General features: G+C 75.6%; 19 protein-coding genes and 1 pseudogene. 10 read left to right on the forward strand and 10 right to left on the reverse strand.

Features of this window, described 5'->3' with window-relative positions:
• Positions 1-20: 20 nt before the first annotated feature.
• From tilS to dacB, 3 genes are all read right to left on the reverse strand, one after another.
• On the reverse strand, positions 21-1,013 hold the full coding sequence (tilS, locus tag ACPXCB_RS27930) for a tRNA lysidine(34) synthetase TilS (RefSeq protein ID WP_425878788.1): 993 nt from the start codon (positions 1,011-1,013) through the stop codon (positions 21-23).
• A gap of 10 nt (positions 1,014-1,023) precedes the next feature.
• Positions 1,024-2,094, reverse strand: a complete 1,071-nt coding sequence (locus tag ACPXCB_RS27935; RefSeq protein WP_425878790.1) for a zinc-dependent metalloprotease — start codon at positions 2,092-2,094, stop codon at positions 1,024-1,026.
• Positions 2,095-2,173: 79 nt separating this feature from the next.
• Positions 2,174-3,775: a D-alanyl-D-alanine carboxypeptidase/D-alanyl-D-alanine endopeptidase gene (dacB, locus tag ACPXCB_RS27940; RefSeq protein ID WP_425878791.1), complete on the reverse strand. Its 1,602-nt coding sequence runs from the start codon at positions 3,773-3,775 to the stop codon at positions 2,174-2,176.
• A gap of 426 nt (positions 3,776-4,201) precedes the next feature.
• Between dacB and ACPXCB_RS27945 the strand changes: the two genes are divergently transcribed.
• Complete coding sequence (locus ACPXCB_RS27945; protein WP_091634882.1) at positions 4,202-4,708, forward strand: inorganic diphosphatase; 507 nt, start codon at positions 4,202-4,204, stop codon at positions 4,706-4,708.
• 35 nt (positions 4,709-4,743) lie between these two features.
• Here ACPXCB_RS27945 and eccD read toward each other — a convergent pair whose 3' ends face one another.
• A complete protein-coding gene (eccD, locus tag ACPXCB_RS27950) occupies positions 4,744-6,144 on the reverse strand; it encodes a type VII secretion integral membrane protein EccD (protein WP_425878793.1) in 1,401 nt (466 codons plus the stop codon).
• A 101-nt stretch (positions 6,145-6,245) separates the two neighbouring features.
• Here eccD and eccCa point away from each other — a divergent pair, with 101 nt between their 5' ends.
• The 3 genes from eccCa (at position 6,246) to ACPXCB_RS27965 (ending at position 12,593) form a co-directional block, all read left to right on the forward strand.
• Entirely contained in the window at positions 6,246-10,214 is a 3,969-nt protein-coding gene (eccCa, locus tag ACPXCB_RS27955) for a type VII secretion protein EccCa (protein ID WP_425878795.1), read from the forward strand.
• Positions 10,215-10,288: 74 nt separating this feature from the next.
• Positions 10,289-11,695: a type VII secretion-associated serine protease mycosin gene (mycP, locus tag ACPXCB_RS27960; protein ID WP_425878797.1), complete on the forward strand. Its 1,407-nt coding sequence runs from the start codon at positions 10,289-10,291 to the stop codon at positions 11,693-11,695.
• Between the two features lie 124 nt (positions 11,696-11,819).
• Positions 11,820-12,593: a phosphatase PAP2 family protein gene (locus ACPXCB_RS27965; RefSeq protein ID WP_425878799.1), complete on the forward strand. Its 774-nt coding sequence runs from the start codon at positions 11,820-11,822 to the stop codon at positions 12,591-12,593.
• Between the two features lie 4 nt (positions 12,594-12,597).
• On the opposite strand, the gene ACPXCB_RS27970 is transcribed toward ACPXCB_RS27965, so the two are convergent.
• The 6 genes from ACPXCB_RS27970 to ACPXCB_RS27995 all read right to left on the reverse strand — a co-directional run bounded on the left by ACPXCB_RS27970 (position 12,598) and on the right by ACPXCB_RS27995 (position 18,061).
• A complete protein-coding gene (locus tag ACPXCB_RS27970; protein ID WP_425878801.1) occupies positions 12,598-13,776 on the reverse strand; it encodes a MarP family serine protease in 1,179 nt (392 codons plus the stop codon).
• Positions 13,777-13,839: 63 nt separating this feature from the next.
• The gene (locus ACPXCB_RS27975) at positions 13,840-14,532 is read right to left on the reverse strand and encodes an NUDIX hydrolase (RefSeq protein WP_425878802.1); all 693 of its coding nucleotides are present in this window, start codon (positions 14,530-14,532) and stop codon (positions 13,840-13,842) included.
• 70 nt (positions 14,533-14,602) lie between these two features.
• Positions 14,603-15,226, reverse strand: coding sequence for a TlpA family protein disulfide reductase (locus ACPXCB_RS27980; RefSeq protein ID WP_425878841.1), 624 nt, complete (start codon positions 15,224-15,226; stop codon positions 14,603-14,605).
• A 103-nt stretch (positions 15,227-15,329) separates the two neighbouring features.
• Positions 15,330-16,118, reverse strand: a complete 789-nt coding sequence (gene nth / locus ACPXCB_RS27985) for an endonuclease III (RefSeq protein ID WP_425878804.1) — start codon at positions 16,116-16,118, stop codon at positions 15,330-15,332.
• 60 nt (positions 16,119-16,178) lie between these two features.
• Positions 16,179-17,342 (reverse strand): CapA family protein, encoded by a 1,164-nt coding sequence (locus tag ACPXCB_RS27990; RefSeq protein WP_425878806.1) that lies wholly within the window; start codon positions 17,340-17,342, stop codon positions 16,179-16,181.
• Positions 17,343-17,398: 56 nt separating this feature from the next.
• The gene (locus ACPXCB_RS27995) at positions 17,399-18,061 is read right to left on the reverse strand and encodes an adenosylcobinamide amidohydrolase (RefSeq protein ID WP_425854726.1); all 663 of its coding nucleotides are present in this window, start codon (positions 18,059-18,061) and stop codon (positions 17,399-17,401) included.
• Between the two features lie 217 nt (positions 18,062-18,278).
• Here ACPXCB_RS27995 and ACPXCB_RS28000 point away from each other — a divergent pair, with 217 nt between their 5' ends.
• From ACPXCB_RS28000 to ACPXCB_RS28025, 6 genes and pseudogenes are all read left to right on the forward strand, one after another.
• On the forward strand, positions 18,279-18,956 hold the full coding sequence (locus tag ACPXCB_RS28000; protein WP_089003062.1) for a Crp/Fnr family transcriptional regulator: 678 nt from the start codon (positions 18,279-18,281) through the stop codon (positions 18,954-18,956).
• Between the two features lie 85 nt (positions 18,957-19,041).
• Positions 19,042-19,785, forward strand: a complete 744-nt coding sequence (locus ACPXCB_RS28005) for a metallophosphoesterase family protein (RefSeq protein ID WP_425878808.1) — start codon at positions 19,042-19,044, stop codon at positions 19,783-19,785.
• 428 nt (positions 19,786-20,213) lie between these two features.
• Positions 20,214-20,816, forward strand: coding sequence for a TetR/AcrR family transcriptional regulator (locus ACPXCB_RS28010; protein WP_327029854.1), 603 nt, complete (start codon positions 20,214-20,216; stop codon positions 20,814-20,816).
• 53 nt (positions 20,817-20,869) lie between these two features.
• A pseudogene (locus tag ACPXCB_RS28015) lies at positions 20,870-21,643 on the forward strand (TIGR03084 family metal-binding protein); the annotation flags it as partial.
• 122 nt (positions 21,644-21,765) lie between these two features.
• A complete protein-coding gene (locus ACPXCB_RS28020) occupies positions 21,766-23,559 on the forward strand; it encodes an acyclic terpene utilization AtuA family protein (RefSeq protein ID WP_425878809.1) in 1,794 nt (597 codons plus the stop codon).
• Positions 23,556-24,695 carry an acyl-CoA dehydrogenase family protein gene (locus tag ACPXCB_RS28025; RefSeq protein WP_425878811.1) on the forward strand — a complete coding sequence of 380 codons (1,140 nt, stop codon included), beginning with the start codon at positions 23,556-23,558 and terminating at the stop codon, positions 24,693-24,695. The genes ACPXCB_RS28020 and ACPXCB_RS28025 overlap by 4 nt, the downstream gene beginning before the upstream one ends.
• Positions 24,696-24,719 lie beyond the last annotated feature (24 nt).

Below are 24,719 nucleotides of genomic sequence, written 5' to 3' on the forward strand. Positions count from 1 at the left end.
TCACCGTCCGGCGGAGCGGATCAGCGGGCACCGATGGCGGCGAGCCGGCCGTCGCGGCGCAGCACCCGCAGCCCGCCCGGCAGGTGCGCCGCCCCCTGCCCCCGCCAGCCGGTGACCAGCGTGTCCAGCGCGGTCACGTGCCGGTGCGACAGGGCGGCGGGCGGGGCGCCCAACTCCCGGGCCCAGGCGTGCAGCACCCGGCCGCGTACCGCCGGCGGGAGCTCGGCCAGCGCCCGCACCGCGAGCCCGCCGTCGGGATGGCGGACGTCGACCAGCGCGGCGTCAGCCAACTCGTCGAGGACGGCGTTGTCCGCCGCCACCAGCCGGGCGGTTCGGGCCAGGTTGTCCAGCACCCCCGGCCCGAGCGCGCGGACCAGGGCGGGCAGCAGGTCGGCCCGGACCCGGGCCCGGGCGTACGACGGGTCGGCGTTGTGCGGGTCCTCCCAGGGGTTCAACCCGAGCACCGCGCACGCCGTGCGGGTCTGCTCCCGGCCGACCTCCAGCAGCGGGCGCAGCAGCGGCACCCCGTCGAGGTCCCGCCGGGCGGGCATCCCGGCCAGCCCGCGCGGGCCGGCGCCCCGGGCGAGCGCGAGCAGCACGGTTTCCGCCTGGTCGTCGCGGGTGTGCCCGGTGAGCAGGGCCCCCGCCTCGAGCCGGCCGGCCACCTCGGCGAGCGCCAGGTAGCGCGCCTCCCGGGCGGCCGCCTCGGGCCCGCCCGGTCGCCCGGCCACCTCCACCCGCACCGACTCGACCGGGGCCAGGCCGACCTCGCGGGCCCAGGTCACCACCGCCGCGGCCCGCCGCGCCGAGCCCTCCTGGAGGCCGTGGTCGACCGTCACCAGGCCGGCGGCGCGACCCAGCCGGGGCGCCACGAACGCGGTGGCGGCGGCCAGCGCGAGCGAGTCCGCGCCGCCGGAGCAGGCGACCAGCACCGGCCCCCCGGGCGGCAGGTCGGCCAGCGCCCGGCGGACCGCGACCCGGATCGCGGCCACCGGCGGGGCGAGCGCGGCCACGGGCGTACGGTCAGCCGGCGGTCGGGGCCGGGCCGACCGGCCCGTGCACCCGCGCCACCCAGGCGTCCGGGTCGCCGAGCTCCTCCAGCCGGGGCAGGGTGAGCGGCGAGTCGAAGATCTTGTTGAAGCCCGCCATGCCGACCCGGTCGACGACGCCGTGCACGAACTTGCGGCCCTCGGCGTACTGGCGCATCTTGACCTCGATGCCGAGCAGCCGGCGGATGGCCTTCTCCAGCGGGTTGCCGGCCTCCCGGCGCCGGTTGAACGCCGCCCGGATCTGATCCACGCTCGGGACGACCTGCGGGCCGACGCCGTCCATGACGAACTCGGCGTGCCCCTCCAGCAGGGTCATCAGCGCGGTGAGCCGGTCCAGCACGGCCCGCTGCCCCGGGGTCTGGACGATGTCCAGCACGCTGGTGCGGCTCTCCGGGTCCTTCACCGCGTCCGAGAGCGTGGCCACGCCCCGGCGCAGCCGCTCCAGCAGGTGCTCGCCGCCGCTGGACGACGCGTCCACGAATGCCTGCACCTCGCTGAGGAAGTACGCCCGCATCCACGGCACGGCGGTGAACTGGGTGCGGTGGGTCACCTCGTGCAGGCAGACCCAGAGCCGGAAGTCGCGCGGGTCGGCCCCGAGCTTGCGCTCCACCTCGACGATGTTCGGCGCGACCAGCAGCAGCTGCCCCGGGTCGGCGGAGAAGACCTCGTACTGGCCGAGGACCCGGCCGGAGAGGTAGGCCAGCACGGTGCCGGCCTGCACGCCGGTGACCCGGGAGCCGATCGCCTCGGTCAGCGCGCCCGGCTGCTTGTCCTTGGTGAGCCGGCCCACCAGGGGGGTGATCACCTCGCGCAGCCCGGCGATGTTGGTCGCCGCCCAGTCCCGCCGGTCCACCACCCGCACCGGCGGGTGCGACACCTGCGAGCGGAGGCCCGTGTAGTCCGCGACGTGCCCCGCCGCCTCGTCGGTCAACCGCCGCAGGTCACTGACCACGTCGGTGGCCTCGGTGTACGACACCCGGGGGCCCGACTTGCTCAGCGCCCCCGCGGTAGCGGCGGCCAGATCCCAGTCCACGAACTGCGCCATGCACCCCACCGTACCCGCGCCGCGACACCCCGGCCCGGGCTCGCGCCCGGCGGTCGATGCCCGTCCCGCCCGACGGCGGTCAGCGGCAGCCGCAGCCGGCCAGGGCGGCGCCGATCCGGTCCAGCGCTCCCCGGGCGGCCGTCAGCCCGTCGGGGGGCACCGCGTCGGTGAGCACGGCGAAGGTGAGCAGCCGCCCGTCGGCCGTGCTGACCAGGCCGGCGACGGCGTGCACCTTGGTCAACGTCCCGGTCTTGGCCCGGACCACCCCGGCACCGGCCTTCGTCGCCGCCGTCTCGTAGCGGTCGGCGAGGGTGCCGGACCAGTCGGCGACGGGCAGGCCGCCGAAGATGGCGGCCAGCTCGGGGCGGCTGCCGTCGCCGGCGAGCGCGATCAGGTCGGTGAGCAGCGAGGGGCTGATCCGGTTGCTGCGCGACAGGCCACTGCCGTCGGCGAGGGTGAGTTCGTCGGCCGGCAGGCCGAGCTCCCCGGCCACGGCGTCCATCGCCGCCCCGGCGCCGGCGAACGAGGCGGGCTGGTTGCGGGCCAACGCGACCTGCCGGGCCAGCGCCTCGGCGACGATGTTGTCGCTGTCGCTGATCATGATGTCGACCAGCCGGACCATCGGCAGCGACTCCACTCTGCCCAGCTCCGCGCCGGGCCCCGGGGCGGCTGCGGGGGTGGCGCCCGCGTCGGCTGCGGGGGTGGAGCCGGCGGGGGCGGTGCCGCGGGCGACCGCGCCGGCCGGCACGCCGAGCAGCCTGGCGAGGGCCCTGCCGGCCGCGAGGTCGGGCTGGGACACCCGCTCGGCCCAGTGGTTGCCGGCCGCGTCGTCCTTCTTCGCGCGGGTCACGTCGCTGCGGGCCCCGTCGGTCATCAGCGCCGTGATCGCCCCGCCGTAGCCGCCGGTGGGGATGTCGTCGTCCCAGCCCGGCTCGAAGAGCGGACCGGAGTACAGCGACGAGTCGACCGTCACCTTCGTCGGCTTCGTGCCGCCGAGGGCGTCACGCACCTGGCCGGCGAGGTCGTCCAGCCGGGCCGCGCCCGGGTAGAAGCCGTTCTTGTCGACCGCCAGCGTGGGGTCGCCGCCGCCGACGATCACCACCTCGCCCGGGGTCGCACCGGCCACCGCCCGGGTCGGGATGCGGTACGCCGGGCCGCGCGCGGCGAGCACCGTGACCCCGGTGACCAGCTTGGTCACCGAGGCGGGCACCGTGCCGTCGTCCTCGCCCCGGCCGAAGAGCGGCTGGCCGGTGGTCACGTCGGCCACCGAGACGTGGACCCGGTCGCCGAGGGCGGGCACGCCGACGAGCGGGGCGAGCGCGGCGCGTACGCCCTCGGGGGTGGGCATCGGGGCGTTCGCGTCCGTGCCGGCCAGCACCGCCACGGGCGCCGGTTCCGCCGCCGTCTCGGCGGCCCCCCGGTCGGCGGGCTCGGTGCCCAGCCAGTCCGCCACCGGTCCCGGACGGACCACGGCGATCCCGACGGCGGCCAGCACCAGCACGAGCACCGCGGCCAGCACGACGGGCAGGGTCCGGCGGCGGGAGGCCGGCGCGGGTGACGCGGCGGGGTCGCCCGGGCCGCCGGGACCGGATGGCCCGCCAGCGGGTCGGTTCGCGGCGGCGGCCCAGAGGTCGGTCGAGCCCGACGAGGGAGCCGGGCCGGCCGCGCCGGTCGGGCCCATCGGGCCCGTTGCGCCGGACTGGCCGCCGGGACCGGCCGGAGCGCCGGGACCGGCCGGAGCGCCGGGACCGGTCGCGGCGTCGGGACCGGCTGGGGCGTCGTTGCCCGGGGACGGGACCGGCGTCAGGGCAGGGTCGCCCGGGGACGCGGGCGGGTGGGGAAGGTAGGCGTCGGGCACCGGGAACCGCCCGGTCGCCTCGCCGGAAGCAGATCCCCCGGTACCCCGTCCAGCGTCGGCATCCGGACGGTAGTGTGAATCTTCCCTCCCCACGGCCCCCTCCTCGCCCCGTGAAAATCTGCTTGGGTGACACTACTTCGGTCCGAACACTATGCGGCGGCCGGAGCCCGCGGGTGGGCATTCACCTGTGCGGGAGCGGCGTGCCGCTGGTTTCCGTTGGCCAGCGTGGGCAAACGAGGGAGCGTGCAGATGGATTTCGACGTGACGGTTGAGATCCCCAAGGGTCACCGCAACAAGTACGAGGTCGACCACGCGACCGGCCGGATCCGGCTGGACCGTACCCTCTTCACCTCCACGCAGTACCCGGCCGACTACGGCTTCATCGAGGGGACACTGGGCGAGGACGGCGACCCGCTGGACGCGCTCGTGCTGGTCCCCGAGCCCACCTTCCCGGGCTGCCTGATCCGGTGCCGCACCATCGGCATGTTCCGGATGACGGACGAGAAGGGCGGCGACGACAAGGTCCTCTGCGTGCCCTACGAGGACCCGCGCCAGGAGCACCTGCGCGACATCCACCACCTCGGCGAGTTCGACCGGCTGGAGATCCAGCACTTCTTCGAGGTCTACAAGGACCTGGAGCCCGGCAAGTCGGTCGAGGGCGCCACGTGGGTGGGGCGGATCGAGGCCGAGGCGGAGATCGTGGCGTCGTACCAGCGCGCCCGGGACGCCGAGGCGCGCGGCGAGTCCGCGCACTGACCCGGCACTGACCACCGAACGGGCCCGGGGGCCGCTCAGCCGAGCAGCCCCCGGGCCCGTTCGTACAGGTCGAGCACCGCGCAGGCGACGGGCACCACCGACACCACCAGGGCGGTGTCGGTCAGGTCGGCGATCCGGCCGACGTACGGGGAGACCGGGCGGCGGGCGTACGTGGTGCCGGCGACCACCGCCACGAGGGCCAGCGCCAGCCCGCCGACGACCAGCGCCAGTCGGCCGGTCGGGCCGGAGTGCCCGACGAGCACGGCGCCCAGCACGGCGTACCCGGCGAGGCCGGCGACGACGGTCGGCACCCGGTGGCGCAGGGACACGAACAGCCGGGAGCGGAGCAGCAGCACGGCCGCGGCCACCGCCACCAGCAGCCGGCCGGCCGTCCCGCCGGAGAGGCCCAGCACCACCGCGGCGGCGACCGCCAGCACGGCGTGCCCGAGCAGCATCCCGGTGAGCATCTCCTCGGTGCGCGCCACCGCCGCGTAGACCCGGTCCCGGTCCGGCAGGTCGCGGACCCGGTCGGCGTCGCCCGGCTCCCCGGTGGGCAGGGTGATCGGGGGCAGCGGCACCTTCCCCAGCCGGATGGCCAGCAGCGGCACCGCCCCCACGGCGAAGACCAGCACGCAGAGCAGGACCGCCGCCGTGCCGGCCGGGCTGAGCAGCAGTCCACCGAGGGCCGCCAGGGCGCCCACGAACCCGGCGGTGGCGCCCGCCACGAAGACCCGCAGCCGGGTGGCGACGCCGACCAGCCCGAGCACCGCCACCAGCAGCAGCGCCACCGACCCGGCGAGCAGCTCGGGCGCGCCGATCCAGCGCAGCCCCGGGACCGGCCCGACCGGATCGCCGGAGCTGACCGCCAGGGCGCCCGCCGCCGCCGCGTAGGGCAGGGCGTAGCCGCCCAGGGTCGCGCCGGCGGCCCCGTCCGCGTGGGCACGGGACGCCACCACCCCGGCGAGGGTGAGCAGGAGCGCCACCACGGCGGCGGCCGGCCAGGCCGACCCGTACGCCGGCCCGCCGGCCGTCACGGCGAGCAGCCCGACGGCCAGCGGTACGGCGGCCCCGGCCAGGGCGGCGGCCCGGGTGGCGGCGGGTGACCACGCCCCGCCGCGCCGCCGGGCGCCGTCGGCGATCGCCTCGACCACGTCGTCGTACTCCAGCTCGGGCCACTGCGCGTGGGCCGGTACGAGATGCAGCACCTCGCCGTCGCGGACCCCCTGCGGCAGCAGGGCCTGGGCGGTGGTCAGCACCGCGCCGTCGGTGCGCCGCAGCACCCAGCCGCCGTGCCGCTCGCCGTCGTCGGCGAGCCCCTCGCCGGCGTGCCGCAACACCTCGGGCAGCAGCTCGGCCAGGGGCACCTGCTCGGGCAGTGCGACGTCGACCCGCCGCTGGGGGGCGCTGATGGTGACCCGGGCCAGCCCGATCGTCATCGACTGATCTCCATGTTCGGCGGGGTTGGTGGCTGCGCGGACGACAGGACTTTACCTACCATGAGCCAGGCTCGGGTTACCGAGCGCTGTCAGGAGGTCGAGTGTCCACTGTCGTCATCAAGCGGCCGCCCCGCCGACCGGCGCCGGAGATTCCGGTGGGTGAGCTGCCGGTGGACGCGCCGCCGGAGATCCCCGCCGTCGCCGGCGGGCGCTGGCAGCAGCTGCTCATGGTGCTGCCCATGCTCGGCGGCACCGTGGCGATGGCGATGATGTTCGGCCGCGGCGGGGGCGCCTACTCGTACGTGGTCGGCGGGATGTTCGGGCTCTCCTCGCTGGCCATGCTGGTGACCTCGTGGGGCAGCGCCTCCGGCACGCCGAAGAAGTCGGAGATGATGGCCGCCCGGCGGGACTACCTGCGGCACCTGACCGTGCTGCGGCGCCGGGTCCGGCAGACCGCCGGGCAGCAGCGCGCCGGGCTCTACTACCGGCACCCGGATCCCGGCCGGCTCTGGTCGACCGTCGACAGCCACCGGGTCTGGGAACGCCGTCCCACCGACCCGGACTTCGCGGTGGTCCGGGTCGCCGTCGGCCCGCAGACCCTCGCCACCCCGCTGGTTCCCCCGGTCACCCGTCCGCTGGAGGAGCTGGAACCGATGACCGCCGGCTCGCTGCGCCGGTTCCTGGACGCGTACTCCGTGGTGCCCGACCTGCCGGTGGCGCTCTCGCTGCGCAGCTTCGCCCGGGTCTTCGTACGGGCCGCCGGCCCGGCCGACGACGCCGACGGAACCGCCGCCCAGGCGCTGGCCCGGGCGATGCTCGCCCAGCTCGCGGTCTTCCACGCCCCGGACGAGCTGCTCGTCGCCGTCTGCGCCGGGCCGGAGCGGCGGGCCGCCTGGGAGTGGGTCAAGTGGCTGCCGCACGCCCACCACCCCACCCGCACCGACGCGCTCGGCCCGGTCCGGCTGGTCACCAGCGCGGGGGCCGAGCTGGAGGGGCTGCTGGACGAGGTGCTGGCCAGCCGGTCCCGGTTCAGCCCCGCCGGCCCGGCCACCGACGGCCCGCACGTGGTGGTGGTGCTCGACGGGGGCGACCTGACCGGAGCCACCGACCTGACCGGCGACGGCGGCATCGACGCGGTCACGATCATCGACCTGGACACCCCGCCGCCGCGCCTGCTGGACCGGTTCGCGCTGCTGCTGGAGCTGCGCGGGGGCCGGCTGCACTCCCACTCCGCCGACGGGCACGCCGAGGTCGGTACGGCGGACCGGCTGGACCTCGTCGACGCGGAGGCCGTCGCCCGGCGCCTGGCCCCGCTGCGGCTGGCCACGGCGGCACGCGGCCCCGACGCCCCGCCGGGCGCGGAGCTGGGCCTGCCCGAGCTGCTCGGTCTCGGCGACCCGGAGAGCTTCACCGCCGAGCAGGGGTGGGCGCCCCGGTCCGCCCGGGAGCGGCTGCGGGTGCCGATCGGGGTGGGCACCGACGGCGGCGCCATCGAGCTGGACCTGAAGGAGTCGGCGCAGGACGGGATGGGGCCGCACGGCCTGCTGATCGGGGCGACCGGCTCCGGCAAGTCCGAGCTGCTGCGCACGCTGGTGCTCGGGCTGGCCGCCACGCACAGCTCGGAGCAGCTCAACTTCGTACTGATCGACTTCAAGGGCGGCGCGACCTTCGCCTCGTTCGACCGGCTGCCGCACACCGCCGCGGTGATCACCAACCTGGCCGACGCGCTGCCGCTGGTCGACCGGATGGTCGACGCCATCAACGGCGAGCTGGTCCGCCGCCAGGAGCTGCTGCGCCGGGCCGGCAACTTCGCGAGCCTGCGCGACTACGAGCGGGCCCGGGCCGCCGGCACCCCGCTCGCCCCGCTGCCGTCGCTGCTGCTGATCTGCGACGAGTTCTCCGAGCTGCTCTCGGCCAAGCCCGACTTCATCGACCTGTTCGTGCAGATCGGCCGGCTGGGCCGGTCGCTCGGCGTGCACCTGCTGCTGGCCTCGCAGCGGCTGGAGGAGGGGCGGCTGCGCGGGCTCGACACCCACCTGTCGTACCGGATCGGGCTGCGGACCTTCTCGGCGCTGGAGTCCCGCACGGTGCTCGGGGTGCCGGACGCGCACGAGCTGCCCCGCTCCCCCGGCCACGGCTACCTGCGCTTCGGCACCGAGCCGCTGGTGCGGTTCAAGGCCGCGTACGTCTCGGGGGCGCTGCGCCGGCGCGGTGCGGCGCCCGGCGCGGGTGGCACCGGGGCCCCGCGCCTGCTCGCCTTCTCCACCCACCTCGTGCCCAAGCCGGAGCCGGTCGGGCCGCCCGCCCTGCCCGCGACGGCCGACGAGGGCGGCACGGAGAGCCTGCTGGAGCTGATGGTCGACCGGCTCGCCGGGCAGGGGCCGCCCGCCCACCAGGTCTGGCTGCCCCCGCTCGGCCGGGCGCCCGCGCTGGACGAGCTGCTGGGGCCGGTCGGCGTGGACCCGACGCGCGGTCTGACCTTCGGCAACCCGGAGCTGCACGGCGCGCTCCAGGTGCCGGTCGCGGTCGTCGACAGGCCCTTCGAGCAGCGCCGCGACGCGCTCTGGCTGGCGCTGGACGGCGCCGCCGGCCACGTCGCGGTGGTCGGCGGCCCGCAGAGCGGCAAGTCGACCGCGCTGCGCACGCTGATCTGCGCCCTGGCGCTCACCCACACCCCGGCCGAGGTGCAGGTCTACTGCCTCGACTTCGGCGGCGGTGGGCTGGCCGCGCTGCGCGACCTGCCGCACGTCGGCGGGGTCACCGGCCGCGCCGACCCGACGGCCGTCCGGCGTACGGTCGGCGAGATCGCGACCCTGCTGGTCGACCGGGAACAGCGCTTCGCCGAGCTGGGCGTGGAGTCGATGGTCGCCTGGCGGCAGCGCCGGGCCGCGCTCGCCGGCACCGGCCAGCCCGGGGCCGACCCGTTCGGCGACGTGTTCCTGGTGGTGGACGGCTGGGCCACCCTGCGCGGCGAGTACGACGACCTGGAGCCCCTCATCACCGACCTGGCCACCCGGGGGCTGTCGTACGGGGTGCACGTGGTGGCGACGGCGGTGCGTTGGCTGGACTTCCGGCCGGCGATCCGGGACCTCTTCGGTTCCCGGCTGGAGCTGCGCCTCGGCGACCCGGCCGACTCGCTGGTGGCCCGCCGGGCTGCGGCGAACGTGCCGGAGAAGACCCCCGGCCGGGGCGTCACGGCGGAGAGCCTGCACTTCCTCACCGCGCTGCCGCAGCTCGCCGCCTCGGGCGGGGACACCGCGGATCTGGTCACGCAGTCCGCCGGGGGCTGGGCCGGCCCGGTCGCGCCCCCGGTGCGGCTGCTCCCGCCGGTGCTCCCGTACGCCGAGCTGGACCTGGCCGTCGCCACCGGCCTGGGCATCCCGGTGGGGATCGCCGAGGCGGACCTGCGCCCGGTGGTGCTGGACTTCGGCACCGAGCCGCACTTCGTGGTCTTCGGCGACGCCGAGTGCGGCAAGTCGTCGTTCCTGCGCGCGCTGGCCACCTCGATCATGACCCGGTTCACCCCGGAGCAGGCCCGGGTCATCCTGGTCGACTACCGCCGCAGCCTGGTGGACCTGACCGAGTCGGCGTCGCCGCACCTGATCGGCTACGGCTCCGCCGCGGCGCACACCACCGACCTGGTCGAGTCCGCCGCCGGCTACATGGCGGGGCGGGTGCCCGGGCCCGACGTCACGCCCGCGCAGCTGCGGCAGCGGTCGTGGTGGTCCGGGCCGGAGCTGTTCGTGCTGGTCGACGACTACGACCTGGTCGCCGGCGGGCCGTCCAACCCGCTGCGCGCCCTGGAGGAGCACCTGCCGCACGCCCGGGACGTCGGGCTGCACCTGGTGCTCGCCCGTCGCTCGGGCGGCGCCGGACGGGCCCAGTACGAGCCGCTCGTGCAGCGCCTGCGGGAGCTCTCCACCTCGGGGCTGGTGATGGCGGGCAGCCCGGAGGAGGGGGCGCTGGTCGGTCCGGTCCGGCCCGGTCCGCTGCCCCCGGGGCGCGGCCGGCTGGTCACTCGGCGCGAGGGCGTACGCCTCGTCCAGTTGGCGCATCTGCCGCCGCCGTGACCGGTGTCCCGGGAACGCCCCGCAAGGCGGCGAGGAACCGGTAATCTCCGATCGTCATGTTTGCGTCGCGATGAATGCCTGAGGATGTGACGACCGTGCGGCACAGCTGTCCGCCAGCGGCTCGGCGGATCGCCGGACGTACGTTGCTCGGTCTGGCGGCCGCCGTCGTGTCGGTCGCGGGTCCGGTCACGGCGGCCGACGCCGCCCCTCCGCAGCCCGCCGCCCGGCAGGTCCTCCACCCGCCGGCCGCCGTCGTCCCGGTGGCGCTCGCGGCGCCCGACAGCAAGAACCGCCCCGACCAGGTCCGCGACGAGCAGTGGCAGCTCGACGTGTTGCAGGCGAAGACCGCCTGGCGCAGCTCGACCGGGCGGGGGGTCACCGTCGCGGTGATCGACTCCGGCGTGGACGCCGCCCACCCCGACCTGGCCGGCCAGGTGCTGCCCGGCCTCGACCTGGTCGCGCCCCGGGGCGCCGTCGGCGGCCCCGATCCGGTCGGCCACGGCACCACCGTGGCCGGGCTGATCGCCGGCCGCAACGACGACGCGCGGGGGGCTGTCGGCCTGGCGCCGGACGCCCGGATCCTCCCGGTGCGCGTCCTCGACGCCGAGAACCGCTACGACGACGCCCTGATCGTCGCGAAGGGCGTGCGCTGGGCCGTCGACAACGGCGCCCGCGTGATCAACCTGTCCCTCGGCGGCAGCGGCGACAGCCCCGCCCTGGCGGCGGCGCTCGACTACGCCTTCGCCCGGGACGTCGTCGTGGTCGCCTGCACCGGCAACCTGGGCAACTCGTCCAACGCGAAGGTCTGGTACCCGGCCCGCGAGCCGGGCGTCATCGCGGTCGCCGGGTCGGAGCGCGACAGCGACAACCTCTGGTCCGGTTCGATCACCGGACGGGCCACCGTGCTCACCGCCCCCGCGACCGGCCTGGTCGGGGCCCGGCCGGGCGGCTACTGGCGGGTGCAGGGCACCAGCTTCGCGGCGCCGCTGGTCGCCGCGACCGCCGCGCTGGTGCGGGCCCGCTACCCGGAGATGTCCGCCGGCGACGTCGTCAACCGGCTGCTCGCCACCGCCCGCGACATCGGCCCCACCGGCCGGGACGACCGGTTCGGGTACGGCATGGTCGACCCGGTCGCCGCGCTGGACGCCGAGGTGAGCCCGGTGGGCCGCAACCCGCTGGACGACGAGTCCTCGCCGGGCGTGGTCGGGTTCGGCCCGGCCCCGGGGGCGACGCAGCCCGACGTCGCGGGGGTCGGCGGCGACCCGCGCGGCTTCACGGTGCCGCGCCAGCAGTCCCGGTGGGCGGCACAGCCGGCGGGCGCGCAGGAGGAGACCACGCCGGAGCAGTTGTGGACCGGAGCCGCGTTCTTCGTCGCCCTGCTGACCGGGGCGGCGTTGATGGTGCGCCGGTTCCGCCAGTGGACCCCGCTGGCCTCGCCCCGGCGCACCACCGGGACGTGGCGTCGCCCACCGGCGCGCTGAGCGGCCGGCCCGGTCGTCGTCGCCCTGCCGGGAGGCGCCGCCGTCGCCCCGCACGGGCAACCGGCCCCGGGTGGCCGCCCCCGATCGGGTCTGACCGGGCCACGTCCCGGGTAGGACCACTGTCATGAGCCCGTCCGGCCCGCGTACCCTCGCCGCCCCGCCGCGCTCCTCGTGGCGGGGCCGCCGCCTGCACCCGGACCACGCCCGGGGGCTGCGGCTGACCCTCGCCGCGACGGCCGCGTTCCTGGTGGCGGTGCCGTTCACGCTGCTGGCCGTCCTGGTCCTGGGAGACTGGTCCCCGCTGCGCCGGCTGGACACGGCGGTCACCGACGCGCTGGTCGGCTACGCCGCCGACCACCCGGCGTGGGTACGCCTGATGACCCTCTGGACCGACGTGTTCGCCCCGATGCCGCTGCGCGTCGGCGCCCTCGTCCTGGTCCTCTGGCTGGTCCGCCGGGGTGCCCGGCAGCTGGCAATCTGGGTGGCCGTCACCATGACGGTCGGCGGCCTGCTCAGCCCGCTGCTCAAGCTGCTCGTCGGCCGGCCCCGGCCGGACCTGCCGGATCCGGTGGCCGAGGCGCCCGGCCTGGCCTTCCCGTCCGGGCACGCGCTCAACGCCGCCCTCGCCGCCGGGGTGCTGCTGGTGGTGTTCCTCCCGTACGCCCGGCCGGCCGGGCGCCGGGTGGTGTGGACGGCCGCCCTGCTGCTCGCCCTGGTGACCGGGTTCAGCCGGGTGGCCCTCGGCGTGCACTGGACCAGCGACGTGCTGGCCGGCTGGCTGCTCGGCGCGGCCGTGGTGGCCGCGACCGCCGCCGCCCTCACCGTCTGGCGGGCCGACCCGCCGGGCCGCCCGGCGCCGCCCACCGGTCACGGGCCGGCGGCGGGTACGGGAAGCTGACCGGTCAGGTGCACTCGCCGGTGCCGACGGCGCGGGTGCGCTCGGCGCCGGCGAGGGCGACGGGACGGGCCTCGGCCGCGGTCACCGCGAAGCCGGTGTTCGGGTCGTCTGCCACCGCCGCGAAGATCACCCCGAGCACCAGCCCGTTCGAGGAGACCAGTGGGCCGCCGGAGTTGCCGCTCTGCACGAGCGCCCGGATGGTGTAGACCTCCCGGGTCACGTTGCCGGCGGAGTAGATGTCCGGCCCGGTGATCCGGTCGACGTCCCGGATCCGCGCCGACTGCGCGTTGTACGGCCCGTCGAGCGGGAAGCCCAGCACGATCGCGTCCGCACCGCTGCCCGCGTTGCCGGCGGCGAACCGCATCGACGGGCCGGGCAGCCCGGGCACGTGCAGCACGGCCAGGTCCCGGTCGGGGTCGTAGACGACCACCTTGCTGTCGTACCGGTCGCCGTTCAGCTCGACGACGGTGGACCGGGTCCCGGCGACGACGTGGGCGTTGGTCATCACCCGGTCGTCGGCGTAGACGAAGCCGGAGCCCTCGATCCGGCGCGAGCAGCTCGGTGCGGAGCCGAGCACCTTGACCACCGAACGCTGGCTGTTGACCACCACCTGGGAGCCGGCGAGCGCCGGGTCGGGCGGGGACACCTGCCGCGCCCGGGTGGGTGCCAGGTCGCCGAAGACGTCGGGGAAGCCGTTGGTGTCGACGGTGTCCCGCAGCGCCGTGGAGAGCTGCTGCGCCTGGTCGGGCAGGACCCGGTCGACCACCGTGAGCAGCGCGCTGTTGCGCACCGACGAGGCCAGCCAGGGCAGCGACGACGAGCCGAGCGGCACCGCTACGAGCCAGGCGACCAGCAGCACGGCGAAGAGCGAGACGAACGCCCCGCCGACGTCGTCGACCCGCTTGGCGACGTCACTGGTGATCGTCTTGCGCAGGTGCGAACCGAGCCAGCCGGCGAGCGCCTGGCCGACCACCGCCAGCCCGAAGATCGCCACCAGGGAGATCAGCACCCGGGTGCCGCTGTCGACGAACTGCTGTGCCAGCAGCGGCCCCACCTGGAGGCCCACCAACGCGCCCAGGAAGAAGCCGGAGAACGACAACACCCCGATGACGAAGCCCTGGCGGTATCCGCTGATCGCGAACACGAGCATGAGCAGCAGCAGTACGAGATCCACGGCGGACACGCGTCAAGCGTACGGGCACCGGGCTCGCGAGATGACCATCGCTTGCGGAAGGTGACCGTCCGGTCAGCGCACCGGGGTCTCGTCGACCGCGTCGGTGCCGGCCGAGGGCGCCGGGGTGGCCCCGGTCGGCGGCAGGTCCACGACCCGGTCGCGGGGCCACGGCCGAGCCCAGCCGCCCATGTCGAGCAGGGCGGCCAGCACCCCGGCGGTGAAGCCCCAGACCAGCATCCCGCGTGCCGAGAAGGCCGGGCCGATCCAGCCGCTCGGGTGGCGGACCCGCATCCGGTTCGCCGGGTCGACCAGCTCGGTCACCGGCAGCCGGGCCACGTGCGCTACCTCGGCCGGCTCCCGGGAATGCACCGGGTGCGGCGCGTGCCACCAGGCGAGCACCGGGGTGACCACGAAGTCGCTGACCGGGATCCAGAGCTTCGGCAGCTCGGCCAGGACGGTGACGCTGGTCGGGTCGAGGCCGACCTCCTCGTTCGCCTCGCGCAGCGCGGTCGCCCGGGCGTCGGCGTCCTCCGGGTCGGCCGCGCCGCCGGGGAAGGCGGGCTGGCCGGCGTGGTTACGCAGGGTGGCCGCCCGCTGGAGGATCAGCACGTCCGGGCCGGCGCCGGGCTCCTCGCCGAGCAGCACCAGCACCGCGCTCTCCCGCCCCCCGCTCTCGGGGGTGACCAGCCGGGTGAAGTCCTCGCTGCGCGCGCTGCCGAGCCGGGTCAGCAGCGGGTCGAACCAGCCCGGCGGACGCCGACTCACGCCGACACTCCCGCGCCCCGCCGGTGGCCCGTGCCCGCACCCCCGCGCCCCGTCGCGCGTGCCGGACGGCTCATGCCGGCACCGTCACGCCGAGGTGCTGGCGGACCAGGTCCGCCAGCCGGGCGTCGTCGAGGGCGCCGCTGGAGTCGACGTGCCGGATGCGGCCCTGCCCGTCGACGAAGACGGTCAGGGGGATGGCCTTGCGGTTCAGCTCCCGCTTCAGGCGCTCACCCTGGTCGACCAGGACGGGGAAGCGGACGCCGAAGTCCTCGCCGATGGCCTGGGCCGCCTCGCGGCCGTCCTGGTTGTTGACCCCGACCACCTGGAGCTTGCCGGCGGCCCGCTCGCTGAGCCGCTGGAAGGCGGGCAACTCCTTGCGGCAGGGCGGGCACCAGGAGGCCCAGACGTTCACCACCGCCGGGCCGCGCAGGTCCCGCAGGGCGACCGGGGCGCCACCGGTGAAGCAGTTCAGGGTCAGCTCGGGCAGCGCCTGGCCCCCGCCCCCGGACGGGGCGGCGGGTGCGGCGGACGCGCGCGGCGTACCGAGGGCGGAGCAGTCCTGGAAGGGCGACGGCCGGCTGGCGGCGGCCTTCTGCCGGTCGGTGGGGCCCGGCTCCTTCTCCTCGGCGCCGGCGGTGCACCCGGCGACGGCCAGCAGCACGGGTACGAGCAGGGCGACGAGCCGGCGGTTCATCGGTCGCGGCTGCGGGGCTCGCGAGACCGGCTCACTCCTCGCGCTCATCGATTCACCGTGGTTCGCGACTGCGGGGCTCGCAAGACCGGCTCACTCCTCGCGCTCACGGGGCCTCCGCCACGACGGCCTGGACCGGCACCAGCTCCGGGTCGACCCCGGCCGCCACCGCCAGTTCCCGGGCCCGGGGGCCCTTGAGCAGCTTCGCGGCCGCCGCCGACTCGGTCGGACCGGTGCCGTACGACGGGCACAGCTTCGCCAGGGTGCACGCCCCGCAGGCCGGCTTGCGGGCGTGGCAGACCCGCCGGCCGTGGAAGATGATCCGGTGCGACAGCATGGTCCAGTCGCGCCGGGGGAAGAGCGCCCCGATCGCGTGCTCGATCTTGACGGGGTCGGTCTCGGCGGTCAGCCGCCAGCGCTGGACCAGCCGCTGGAAGTGGGTGTCGACGGTGATCCCGGGGACGTCGAAGGCGTTGCCGAGGATGACGTTGGCGGTCTTGCGGCCGATCCCGGGCAGCGTCACCAGGTCGGCGAGCTTGCCGGGGACCCGGCTGTCGTACCGCTCCACGAGGGCCTGGCCGAGCTTGATCAGCGAGTCGGTCTTGTTGCGGTAGAAGCCGGTGGGCCGGATCAGCTCCTCCAGCTCCGCCCGGTCCGCCCCCGCGTAGTCGGCCGCGCTCGGGTAGCGGGCGAAGAGCTTCGGGGTGACCTCGTTGACCTTCTTGTCCGTGCACTGCGCGGAGAGGATCGTCGCGACGGCCAACTCCAGGGCATTGGAGTGGTCCAGTTCACAGTGCGCGTCGGGGTGGGTGTCGGTCAGCGTCCGGCCGATCCGCCGGGCGCGACGGGTGCGCCCGAGGTCGGTCTCGGTGAAGCCGGAGGAACTCGTGGTCACGCCGGCCAGCCTACGTCGCCCGGCCGACGGTCGGCCGGGTCCACGCGCCGTGCCGCCCCGTCAGCCGCCCTGCGGCGCGCTGATCGCGCCCGAGTCGTCGAAGTCGGCCCCGGTCTCCGGGAAGTCGCTCTTGGTGAGCTGCTTCATCAGGCCCAGCCCGCGGTCGTCCTTGTCCATGGTCGGCTTGCCGATGGAGTTCATGTACGTGGAGACGAACGAGCCGCCGGCCCAGCTCCCGTCCGGCTTCAGGGACACCTTGAGCACCCCGCCCCAGCCGAGTCGGCCGGCGTTGCTCAGCGAGTTGCCCCCGCCGGCGAAGTTGCCCAGGCTGTACGCGATCAGCCGGCCCTTGTAGAACTCCATGCCGCGCAGCACGTGCGGGCCGTGCCCGACGATCAGGTCCGCCCCGGCGTCGATCATCGCCTTCGAGAACTTGACCGGGTCGCCCCGGTTCTCGCCGAGGAACATCTCGGTGCCGGGCCGCACCCGCGTCTTCTCGGAGCCCTCGCCGCCCATGTGCACCTGCACCACCACGATGTCGGCCATGCCGGCCGCCTTGGTGATCACCTTCTTCGCGGCGGCGATGTCGGTGAGGCTGTTGGACCAGACGTACGACGAGAAGCCGGCGACCGCGACCTTGACCCCCTTGACGTCGACCACGGTGATCTGGTCGGGCGCCCCGGTGTGCGCGAGGTCGTGCTTCTCCAGCGCCTTCTGGGTGTTCTCGTAGCCCTTCGGCCCGAAGTCGTAGCCGTGGTTGTTGGCCTGGTTGAGCAGGTCGAAGCCCGCGTCGCGCAGGTGCGCGGCGTACTCCGGCGGGGCCCGGAACTGGAAGCAGCGGGTCGAGTTCGGGCCGCACTTACCGGTGCCGGTGTCGACGGTGAGCGGCTCCTCCAGGTTGCCCATCACCAGGTCGGCGGCGAGCGCCTTCTCGACCGAGTCGAAGAAGCCCTTCCCGCCGTTGGGGGGCAGCCGGTTCGGCGCGTTGCCCATGATGATGTCGCCGGTCGCCGAGAGCGAGATCGCCTGCCCGGCGGGCGGTGCGGTGCTTGTGGGCTCGCCGGAGCGGACCGGGGCGCCGGTGTTGCCGCCGCCCGCGCCGGGCTGCCAGACCGCGTCGGACCCGGACCCGGGACCTCCGCAGCCAGCGGTGAGCAGGACGGCAAGGAGTCCGCCGAGGGCGAGTGCGGCCCGGCGACGCGGAGAGGAGGCGGCAGCGTACATCGAGCGCGACCTTATCGGGTGTGCAACGCCGAAACGAGGGCCGATCGGACGGAGTCTCAGCCCGCCAGTCGGTCCGACCACGGGACCACGGTGCCCGCCCCGCCGGCCGTCACGGCGGCGTGCACGGCCCGGGCCAGCGGGGCGCCCCAGGTGGAGCGCGGTCCGCCGTACGCCGACTCGGGGCCGTCGACCGGGCAGAGCACGGTGACCGCGTCCGTCGGGGTGCCGGTGCCCGGCACGCCCAGTTCCGCGATCGCCTGCGCCTTCGCCTCGGTGGCGGTGGCCACCGCGTTGACGAGGGCGGCGTCGCCGAGCCGGGCCGGGACGTACACCACGATGTTGACGGTGCCGACCCGCTGGGCCAGCGCCGCCGGGGCGGGCTCCGCCGCCCGGACCGGGGTGCCCAGGCCGACCGTCGCCCAGGCCCGCACGCCGGTGTCCGTGCGGGCGACCACCTCGGCGACGTCCACCCCGGTCAGCAGGCCCACCCCGGGCCCGTCGAGGTCGAGCCGGTCGGCCAGTTCGGCCAGGTGGTCGGCGGGATCGTCCCGGTCGTACGACATGGGCACGGTCGCGTTGACGACCCAGTGCCGGACGCCGATCCCGCCGCCCAGCGGCGCGGAACTGACCGCGCGCAACGGGCGGTCGGCGCGCCAGAACAGCAGCGGGACGTCCCGACCGTCCTCCTGGCGGGCGGTCAGCACGGGTTCACTCAGCACGTGGTGACCCTACGACCCGGGTGTCGGGGGCAGGATCGGCGTCCGGACGGGCGCGCGATTTTACTGCTTGTTCAGGCCCGGCAGGTTACGCCCAACGATCAAGTTTCCAGGGGTGCACCTCTGATTGCTGCTCACGTGCGCCTAGACTGGCGACGCGCGAGGGATCAGCGGACGGCGGACCCGGCCGACGGACGGCACGCGCAGGCGGAGGTGCGCGATGGACGAGGTACTGGCCCGCAGCGGGATCTTCCAGGGCGTCGACCCGGAGGCTGCCGAGGCGCTCGCCAAGGAGATGGAGACGCTCGAGGTCCGTAAGGGCGAGATCGTCTTCAACGAGGGCGAGCCCGGCGACAGTCTCTACATCCTGCTGTCCGGCAAGATCAAGGTGGGTCGGCGGGCTGCCGACGGCCGGCAGAACCTGATCGCGGTGATGGGCCCGTCGGACATGGTGGGCGAGCTGTCGCTCTTCGACCCCGGCCCCCGCACGGCGACCGCCACCGCGGTGACCGACACCCGGCTGGTGCGGCTGCGCAAGCAGGCCCTGCGCCCGTGGCTGAACAACCGGCCGGAGATCGCCGAGCAGCTGCTCCGCGTGCTCGCCCGCCGGCTGCGGCGGACGAACGACTCGCTGGCCGACCTGATCTTCACGGACGTGCCCGGCCGCGTCGCCAAGAACCTGCTCCAGATGGCCGGCCGCTTCGGCACCCGCGACGGCGGCGTGCTGCGGGTGACCCACGACCTCACCCAGGAGGAGATCGCCCAGCTCGTCGGCGCCTCCCGGGAGACCGTCAACAAGGCGCTGGCCGACTTCGCCTCGCGTGGGTGGCTGCGCCTGGACGGCAAGAGCATCATCATCCTCGACCCTGAGCGCCTGGCCCGCCGCGCCCGCGTCTGACGCACCCGGCTGATCCGCCCCGGGCTCTGTCTGCCCGGGGCAGAATCGCTGGACTCCGGCACGGGCCGGTGTGCACCGTGGAGCGATGCTGAACCGGGTCGCCGTTCTCTCCGACATCCACGGTGCGCTGCCGGCGCTGGAGGCCGTGCTCACCGAGCCGGACGTCGCCGCCGCCGACCTGATCGTGCTCACCGGCGACATCGCGGCCGGCCCGCAGCCGGTCGAGGTGCTGGACGTGCTCGCCGGCCTGGGCGACCGGGCCTGCTGGGTCCGGGGCAACGCGGACCGCGAGCTGGTGGAGGCGCGCGCCGGCCGCCCGTCCCCGGTCGACGTCTCCAACTGGGCGGCGGAGCAGCTCCGTGACGACCAGGTGGCCCGGTTGGCGGCGCTGCCGCTGACGGTGACCCTGGAGGTCGCCGGCCTCGGTCCGGTGCTGTTCTGCCACGGCACCCCCCGCGACGACGAGGAGGTCGTGCTCGTCGACTCCCGGATGGAACGCTGGGCGGAGGTGCTCGCCGACGTCCCCGCCGAGGTGGGAACGGTGGTCTGCGGGCACACCCACATGCCGTTCACCCGGCTGGCCGACCGTCGACTGATCGTCAACCCGGGCAGCATCGGGATGCCCTACGGCGGCCCCGGCGCCTTCTGGGCGCTCCTCGGGCCCGGCGTGGACCTGCGGCGTACCCCCTTCGACGTGGACGCCGCCTGTGCCCGGGTGGCGGCCGAGTCGGGCTTTCCCGACGCCGCCGACTGGGCGGACGAGTACCTGCGCTCCCGACACAGCGACGCCACGGCCCTCGCGGTCTTCGCCCCGCGCGACGGCCGCTGAGGGCGGCGCGACGGGCGATGCGGGCGGGCGGGACGCGGGACGCGGGCGCGCGACGGGCGATGCGCCTGACGGGACGCGGAGGAAAGACCGGAGGAAGAACCCGGCCACCGCCCTGTCGAACTGAATCGTCTACGACATCAGTGGAATCCGGCGCCACGTCTCTGCGGTCACCTTGAGGGGCGCGGTCGCGCATGAGTCGTCTACGACATCAGCTCGACAGCGCCCCGTAGGTCTCTCGCCGCCCTGCCCGCCACGCTGTCCACGGCCAGCCGGCTACGTGGCCGGCACCGAGCACGCCGAGGCATCGCGGTGGCGGGGACGGCGTGGCGGGCAGGGCGGCGGAGCCGGCGAGGCACGCGGCCGGGTCACCCGCACCGCAAAAAAAAGTCAGTCTTGACTGTTTGTTTCCGCAGCGGCACGCTGTCCCCATGTCCGCATCGACCCGCGTCCCTCAGCAGGAACGCAGCCGCGCCACCCAGGCCCGGCTGCTGGAGGCGACCGTCGAGTGCTTGGTCGAGCACGGCTGGTCCGGCACCACCACCACCGTCGTCGCGGCCCGGGCCGGCGTCTCGCGCGGCGCCCAGCTGCACCACTACCCCACCAAGGCCGCGCTGGTCACCGCCGCCGTCGCCCACCTCGCGGAGCGGCGGGCGGAGGAGCTGCGCACCGAGGCCGAGGCGCTGCCGCCCGGCCCGCAGCGGCTCGACCGGGTGATCGACCTGCTCGGCGCGGCCTTCACCGGCCCGCTCTTCGTCGCCGCCCTCGAACTGTGGGTCGCCGCGCGCACCGACCGGGAGCTGCGCGAGGCCCTGGTGCCGCTGGAGGCCCGGGTCGGCCGCGAGATGCACCGGCTCACCGTCGCGCTGCTCGACGTGGACGAACGCCGTCCGGGCGTACGCGAGGCGGTGCAGGCGACCCTCGACCTGCTCCGTGGGCTCGGCGTGGCCAACCTGCTCAACGACGACTCGTCCCGCCGCGCCGCCCTGCTGCACACCTGGAAGCGCCAGCTCGCCACCCTGCTCACCCCCTGACCGCCCGCCCTGACCGGCCCGCCCTGGCCGCCCGCCCAGCCCCCGGAGGCACCATGGTCGACCTCAAGGACCTGCTCGCGGACCTGGCCGACGAGTCCCAGCAGCTCGACGACCTGGTGACCGGCCCGCCGACCGACTGGGGGCGGGCCACGCCGTCCCCCGGCTGGAGCGTCGGGCACCAGATCGCCCACCTCGCCTGGACCGATCACGTCGCGCTGCTCGCCGCCACCGACGCCGAGGCGTTCCTCGCCGTCGTGCTCGCCGCCCCCGACCCGGCCCGGCTCGTCGACGTTGGAGTGGCGGAGTTCCTCGCCCCGCCGGGCGAGTTGCTTCCCCGCTGGCGGGCCGGCCGGGCGGCGCTCGCCGACGCGTTGGCACGCGTGCCGGCGGGCGGGAAGCTGCCCTGGTTCGGCACCCGGATGTCGGCCGCCTCGATGGCCACCGCCCGGATCATGGAGACCTGGGCGCACGGCACGGACGTGGCCGACGCGCTCGACGTGACCCGCCCCGGCACGGCCCGACTGCGGCACGTGGCGCACCTCGGCTTCCGTACCCTCGGCCACAGCTTCGCCGCCCACGGCCGGCCGGTGCCCACGGTGCCGGTGCGGGTCGAGCTGGCGGCGCCGGACGGCGACACCTGGACGTACGGCCCGGCCGACGCCGCCGACCGGGTCACCGGCCCCGCGCTGGACTTCTGCCTGCTGGTCACCCAACGGAGGCACCGCGCGGACCTGGCGCTGGCGGCGACCGGCCCGGTCGCCGACGCCTGGCTGGACGTCGCGCAGGCCTTCGCCGGCCCACCTGGCCCCGGCCGCCCGCCGACGGCCACCACGGCCACCACGGCCTCCACGGCCGGCGCAGCCTCCACGGCGGGCGCGGGCTTGACGGCCGGCGGAGCGGGCACGGGGACCGGCGGCGCGGGGACCGGCGTGGCGGGCGGGGTACCGGCGTGAGCGACGTGCTGCGGGTGGGCAACGCCTCCGGCTTCTACGGCGACCGGTTCACGGCGTGGCGGGAGATGCTCGACGGCGGCGAGGTGGACGTGCTGACCGGCGACTATCTCGCCGAGCTGACCATGCTGATCCTCGGCCGGGACCGGCTGCGCGACCCCTCCCTCGGCTACGCGAAGACCTTCCTCCGCCAGCTGGAGGGCTGCCTCGGCACGGCGCTGGACCGGGGCGTACGGATCGTGACCAACGCCGGCGGGCTGAACCCGGCCGGCCTGGCCGCCGCCATCGGGTCCCTCGCCGACCGGCTCGGCCTGACCGTCCGGGTCGGGTACGTCGAGGGCGACGCTCTCGCCCGCCCGGACGCGCTGACGGCGAACGCCTACCTGGGTGCGTACGGCATCGCGGCCTGCCTGGACGGCGGGGCGGACGTCGTGGTCACCGGCCGGGTGACCGACGCGTCCCTGGTGGTCGGGCCGGCGATCGCCCGGTTCGGCTGGGGCCGCGACGACCTGGACGCGCTGGCCGGGGCGACCGTCGCCGGTCACCTGGTCGAGTGCGGGGCCCAGGTGACCGGGGGCAACTTCAGCTTCTTCACGGAGCTGCCCGACGGCGGTCGGCGCCCCGGCTTCCCGGTCGCCGAACTGCACCCCGACGGCTCCTGTGTCATCACGAAGCACCCGGGCACGGGTGGCGCGGTCACCGTGGAGACGGTCACCGCCCAGCTGCTCTACGAGGTCGGCGGCCCGGCCTACCTCGGGCCGGACGTGGTGACCCGGCTGGACACGGTGGAGCTGGCCGCCGACGGGCCCGACCGGGTACGGGTGAGCGGCGTCCGGGGTAAGCCCCCGCCGGGCACCCTCAAGGTGGGCGTCAACAACCTCGGCGGCTTCCGCAACTCGATGACCTTCGTCCTGTGCGGGCTCGACATCCCCGCCAAGGCGGCCCTGGTGCGGAGCCAGGTCGAGGCGGCGGTCGGCACGGAGGGGCTGGAGTTCACCCTGGCCCGTACCGACCACGTCGACGCGGTCGGCACCGAGGCGGCGAGCGCGCTGCTGCACGTACACCTGCGGGACGGCGACAAGGCGCGGGCCGGGCGGGCCTTCTCGGCCGCCGCGGTGGAACTGGCCCTGGCCTCCTATCCCGGCTGCACACTGACCACCCTGCCGGGCGACGCGACGCCCTACGGGGTGTTCACCGCCGACGCCGTGCCGCAGGACGCGGTGCCGCACGTCGCGGTGTTCCCCTCCGGGGAGCGGGTGCCGATCCCGCCGCCGGTGCGCACCGCCGGCCCGCCCGACGAGCCGGGATCCCCCGCCGGCCCGCCCGACGGACCGGCGCCCGACGCAACGGCGACCGTCGGCGACCGGCCCGCCGGACCGGCACCGGTGGCCGGGCCGGCGCCGGCCGACCGGCCCACCCGGCGCGCGCCGCTCGGCGAGCTGGTCGGGGCGCGCTCCGGCGACAAGGGCGGCGACGCCAACCTCGGCGTCTGGGCCCGCACTGACGCCACCTGGTCGTGGCTGCGCGGCTGGCTGACCACCGCGCGGCTGCGCGAGCTGCTGCCGGAAACCGCGCCGCTGGCTGTGGAGCGCTACGAGCTGCCGAACCTGCGGGCCGTCAACTTCGTCGTCCGGGGCCTGCTCGGGCAGGGGGTGGCGGCCTCCACCCGGTTCGATCCGCAGGCCAAGGCGCTCGGCGAGCTGCTCCGGTCCCGGCTCGTCGACCTGCCGGCGGAGCTCACGCCCGGCCCGGACTCCCCGGTCGGCGGCGCGGCGCCCCGGGAGGGCCGATGACCATCGTGGACACGCCGGAGCGCCGGCAACTGCGGGAGCTGACCCGGGCCTTCGTCACCCGGGAGGTGCTGCCGCACCTGGACGACTGGGAGCGGGCCGGCGAGATCCCCCGGGAACTGCACGCCACCGCCGCCAAGCTCGGCCTGCTCGGCATCGGCTTCCCGGAGGCCGTCGGTGGCAGCGGCGGGGACGTGCTCGACACGATCCTCGTCACGGAGGAGATCATCCGTTCCGGCGGCTCCTCCGGGCTGATCGCGGCGCTGTTCACCCACGGCATCGCGCTGCCGCACATCGTCGCCTCCGGCGACGCGGAGCTGATCGACCGGTACGTCCGGCCCACGCTGGCCGGCACCATGATCGGCGCGTTGGCGATCACGGAACCGGACGGCGGCTCGGACGTGGCGAGCATCCGCAGCCACGCCCAGCGCGACGGCGACCACTACGTGGTCAACGGGTCGAAGACCTACATCACCAGCGGCGTCCGGGCCGACTTCGTGACCACCGCCGTCTGCACCCTGCCGCCGGGCACCGGCGCCCTGACCCTGCTGGTGATCGACAAGGGCACGCCGGGCTTCACGGTCGGGCGTCGGCTGGAGAAGCTCGGCTGGCACTGCTCCGACACCGCCGAGCTCTCCTTCGTCGACGTCCGGGTGCCGGTGGCGAACCGGGTCGGCGCGGAGGACACCGCCTTCCTGGCGATCATGCAGAACTTCGCCGCGGAGCGGCTCTCCCTCGCCACCCAGGCGTACGCCATCGCGCAGCGTTCCGTGGAGCTGGCGGTGCGCTGGTGCCGGGACCGGTCCACGTTCGGCCGCCCCCTGGCGAGCCGACAACTGATCCGGCACCGACTGGCCGAGATGCACACCCGCGCCGAGGCGGCCCGCGCGTACGTGCACCAGGTGGCGGCCCGGGTGGCGGCGGGCGAGCCGGTGGTGACCGAGGTGGCGATGGCGAAGAACGTCGCGGTGGCCGCCTGCGCCGAGGTGGTCGACCAGGCGCTCCAGCTGCACGGCGGCTACGGCTACCTGCGCGACGCCGAGGTGGAGCGGCACTACCGCGACGCCCGGATCCTCGGCATCGGCGGCGGCACCACCGAGATCATGAACGAGATCATCGCGAAGGGCATGGGCCTGTGAGTGCGAGGAGTGAGCGGAGCTTGC

The sequence above is a fragment of the Micromonospora sp. DT62 genome (assembly GCF_049847285.1).
Lineage (GTDB): Bacteria > Actinomycetota > Actinomycetes > Mycobacteriales > Micromonosporaceae > Micromonospora > Micromonospora reichwaldensis.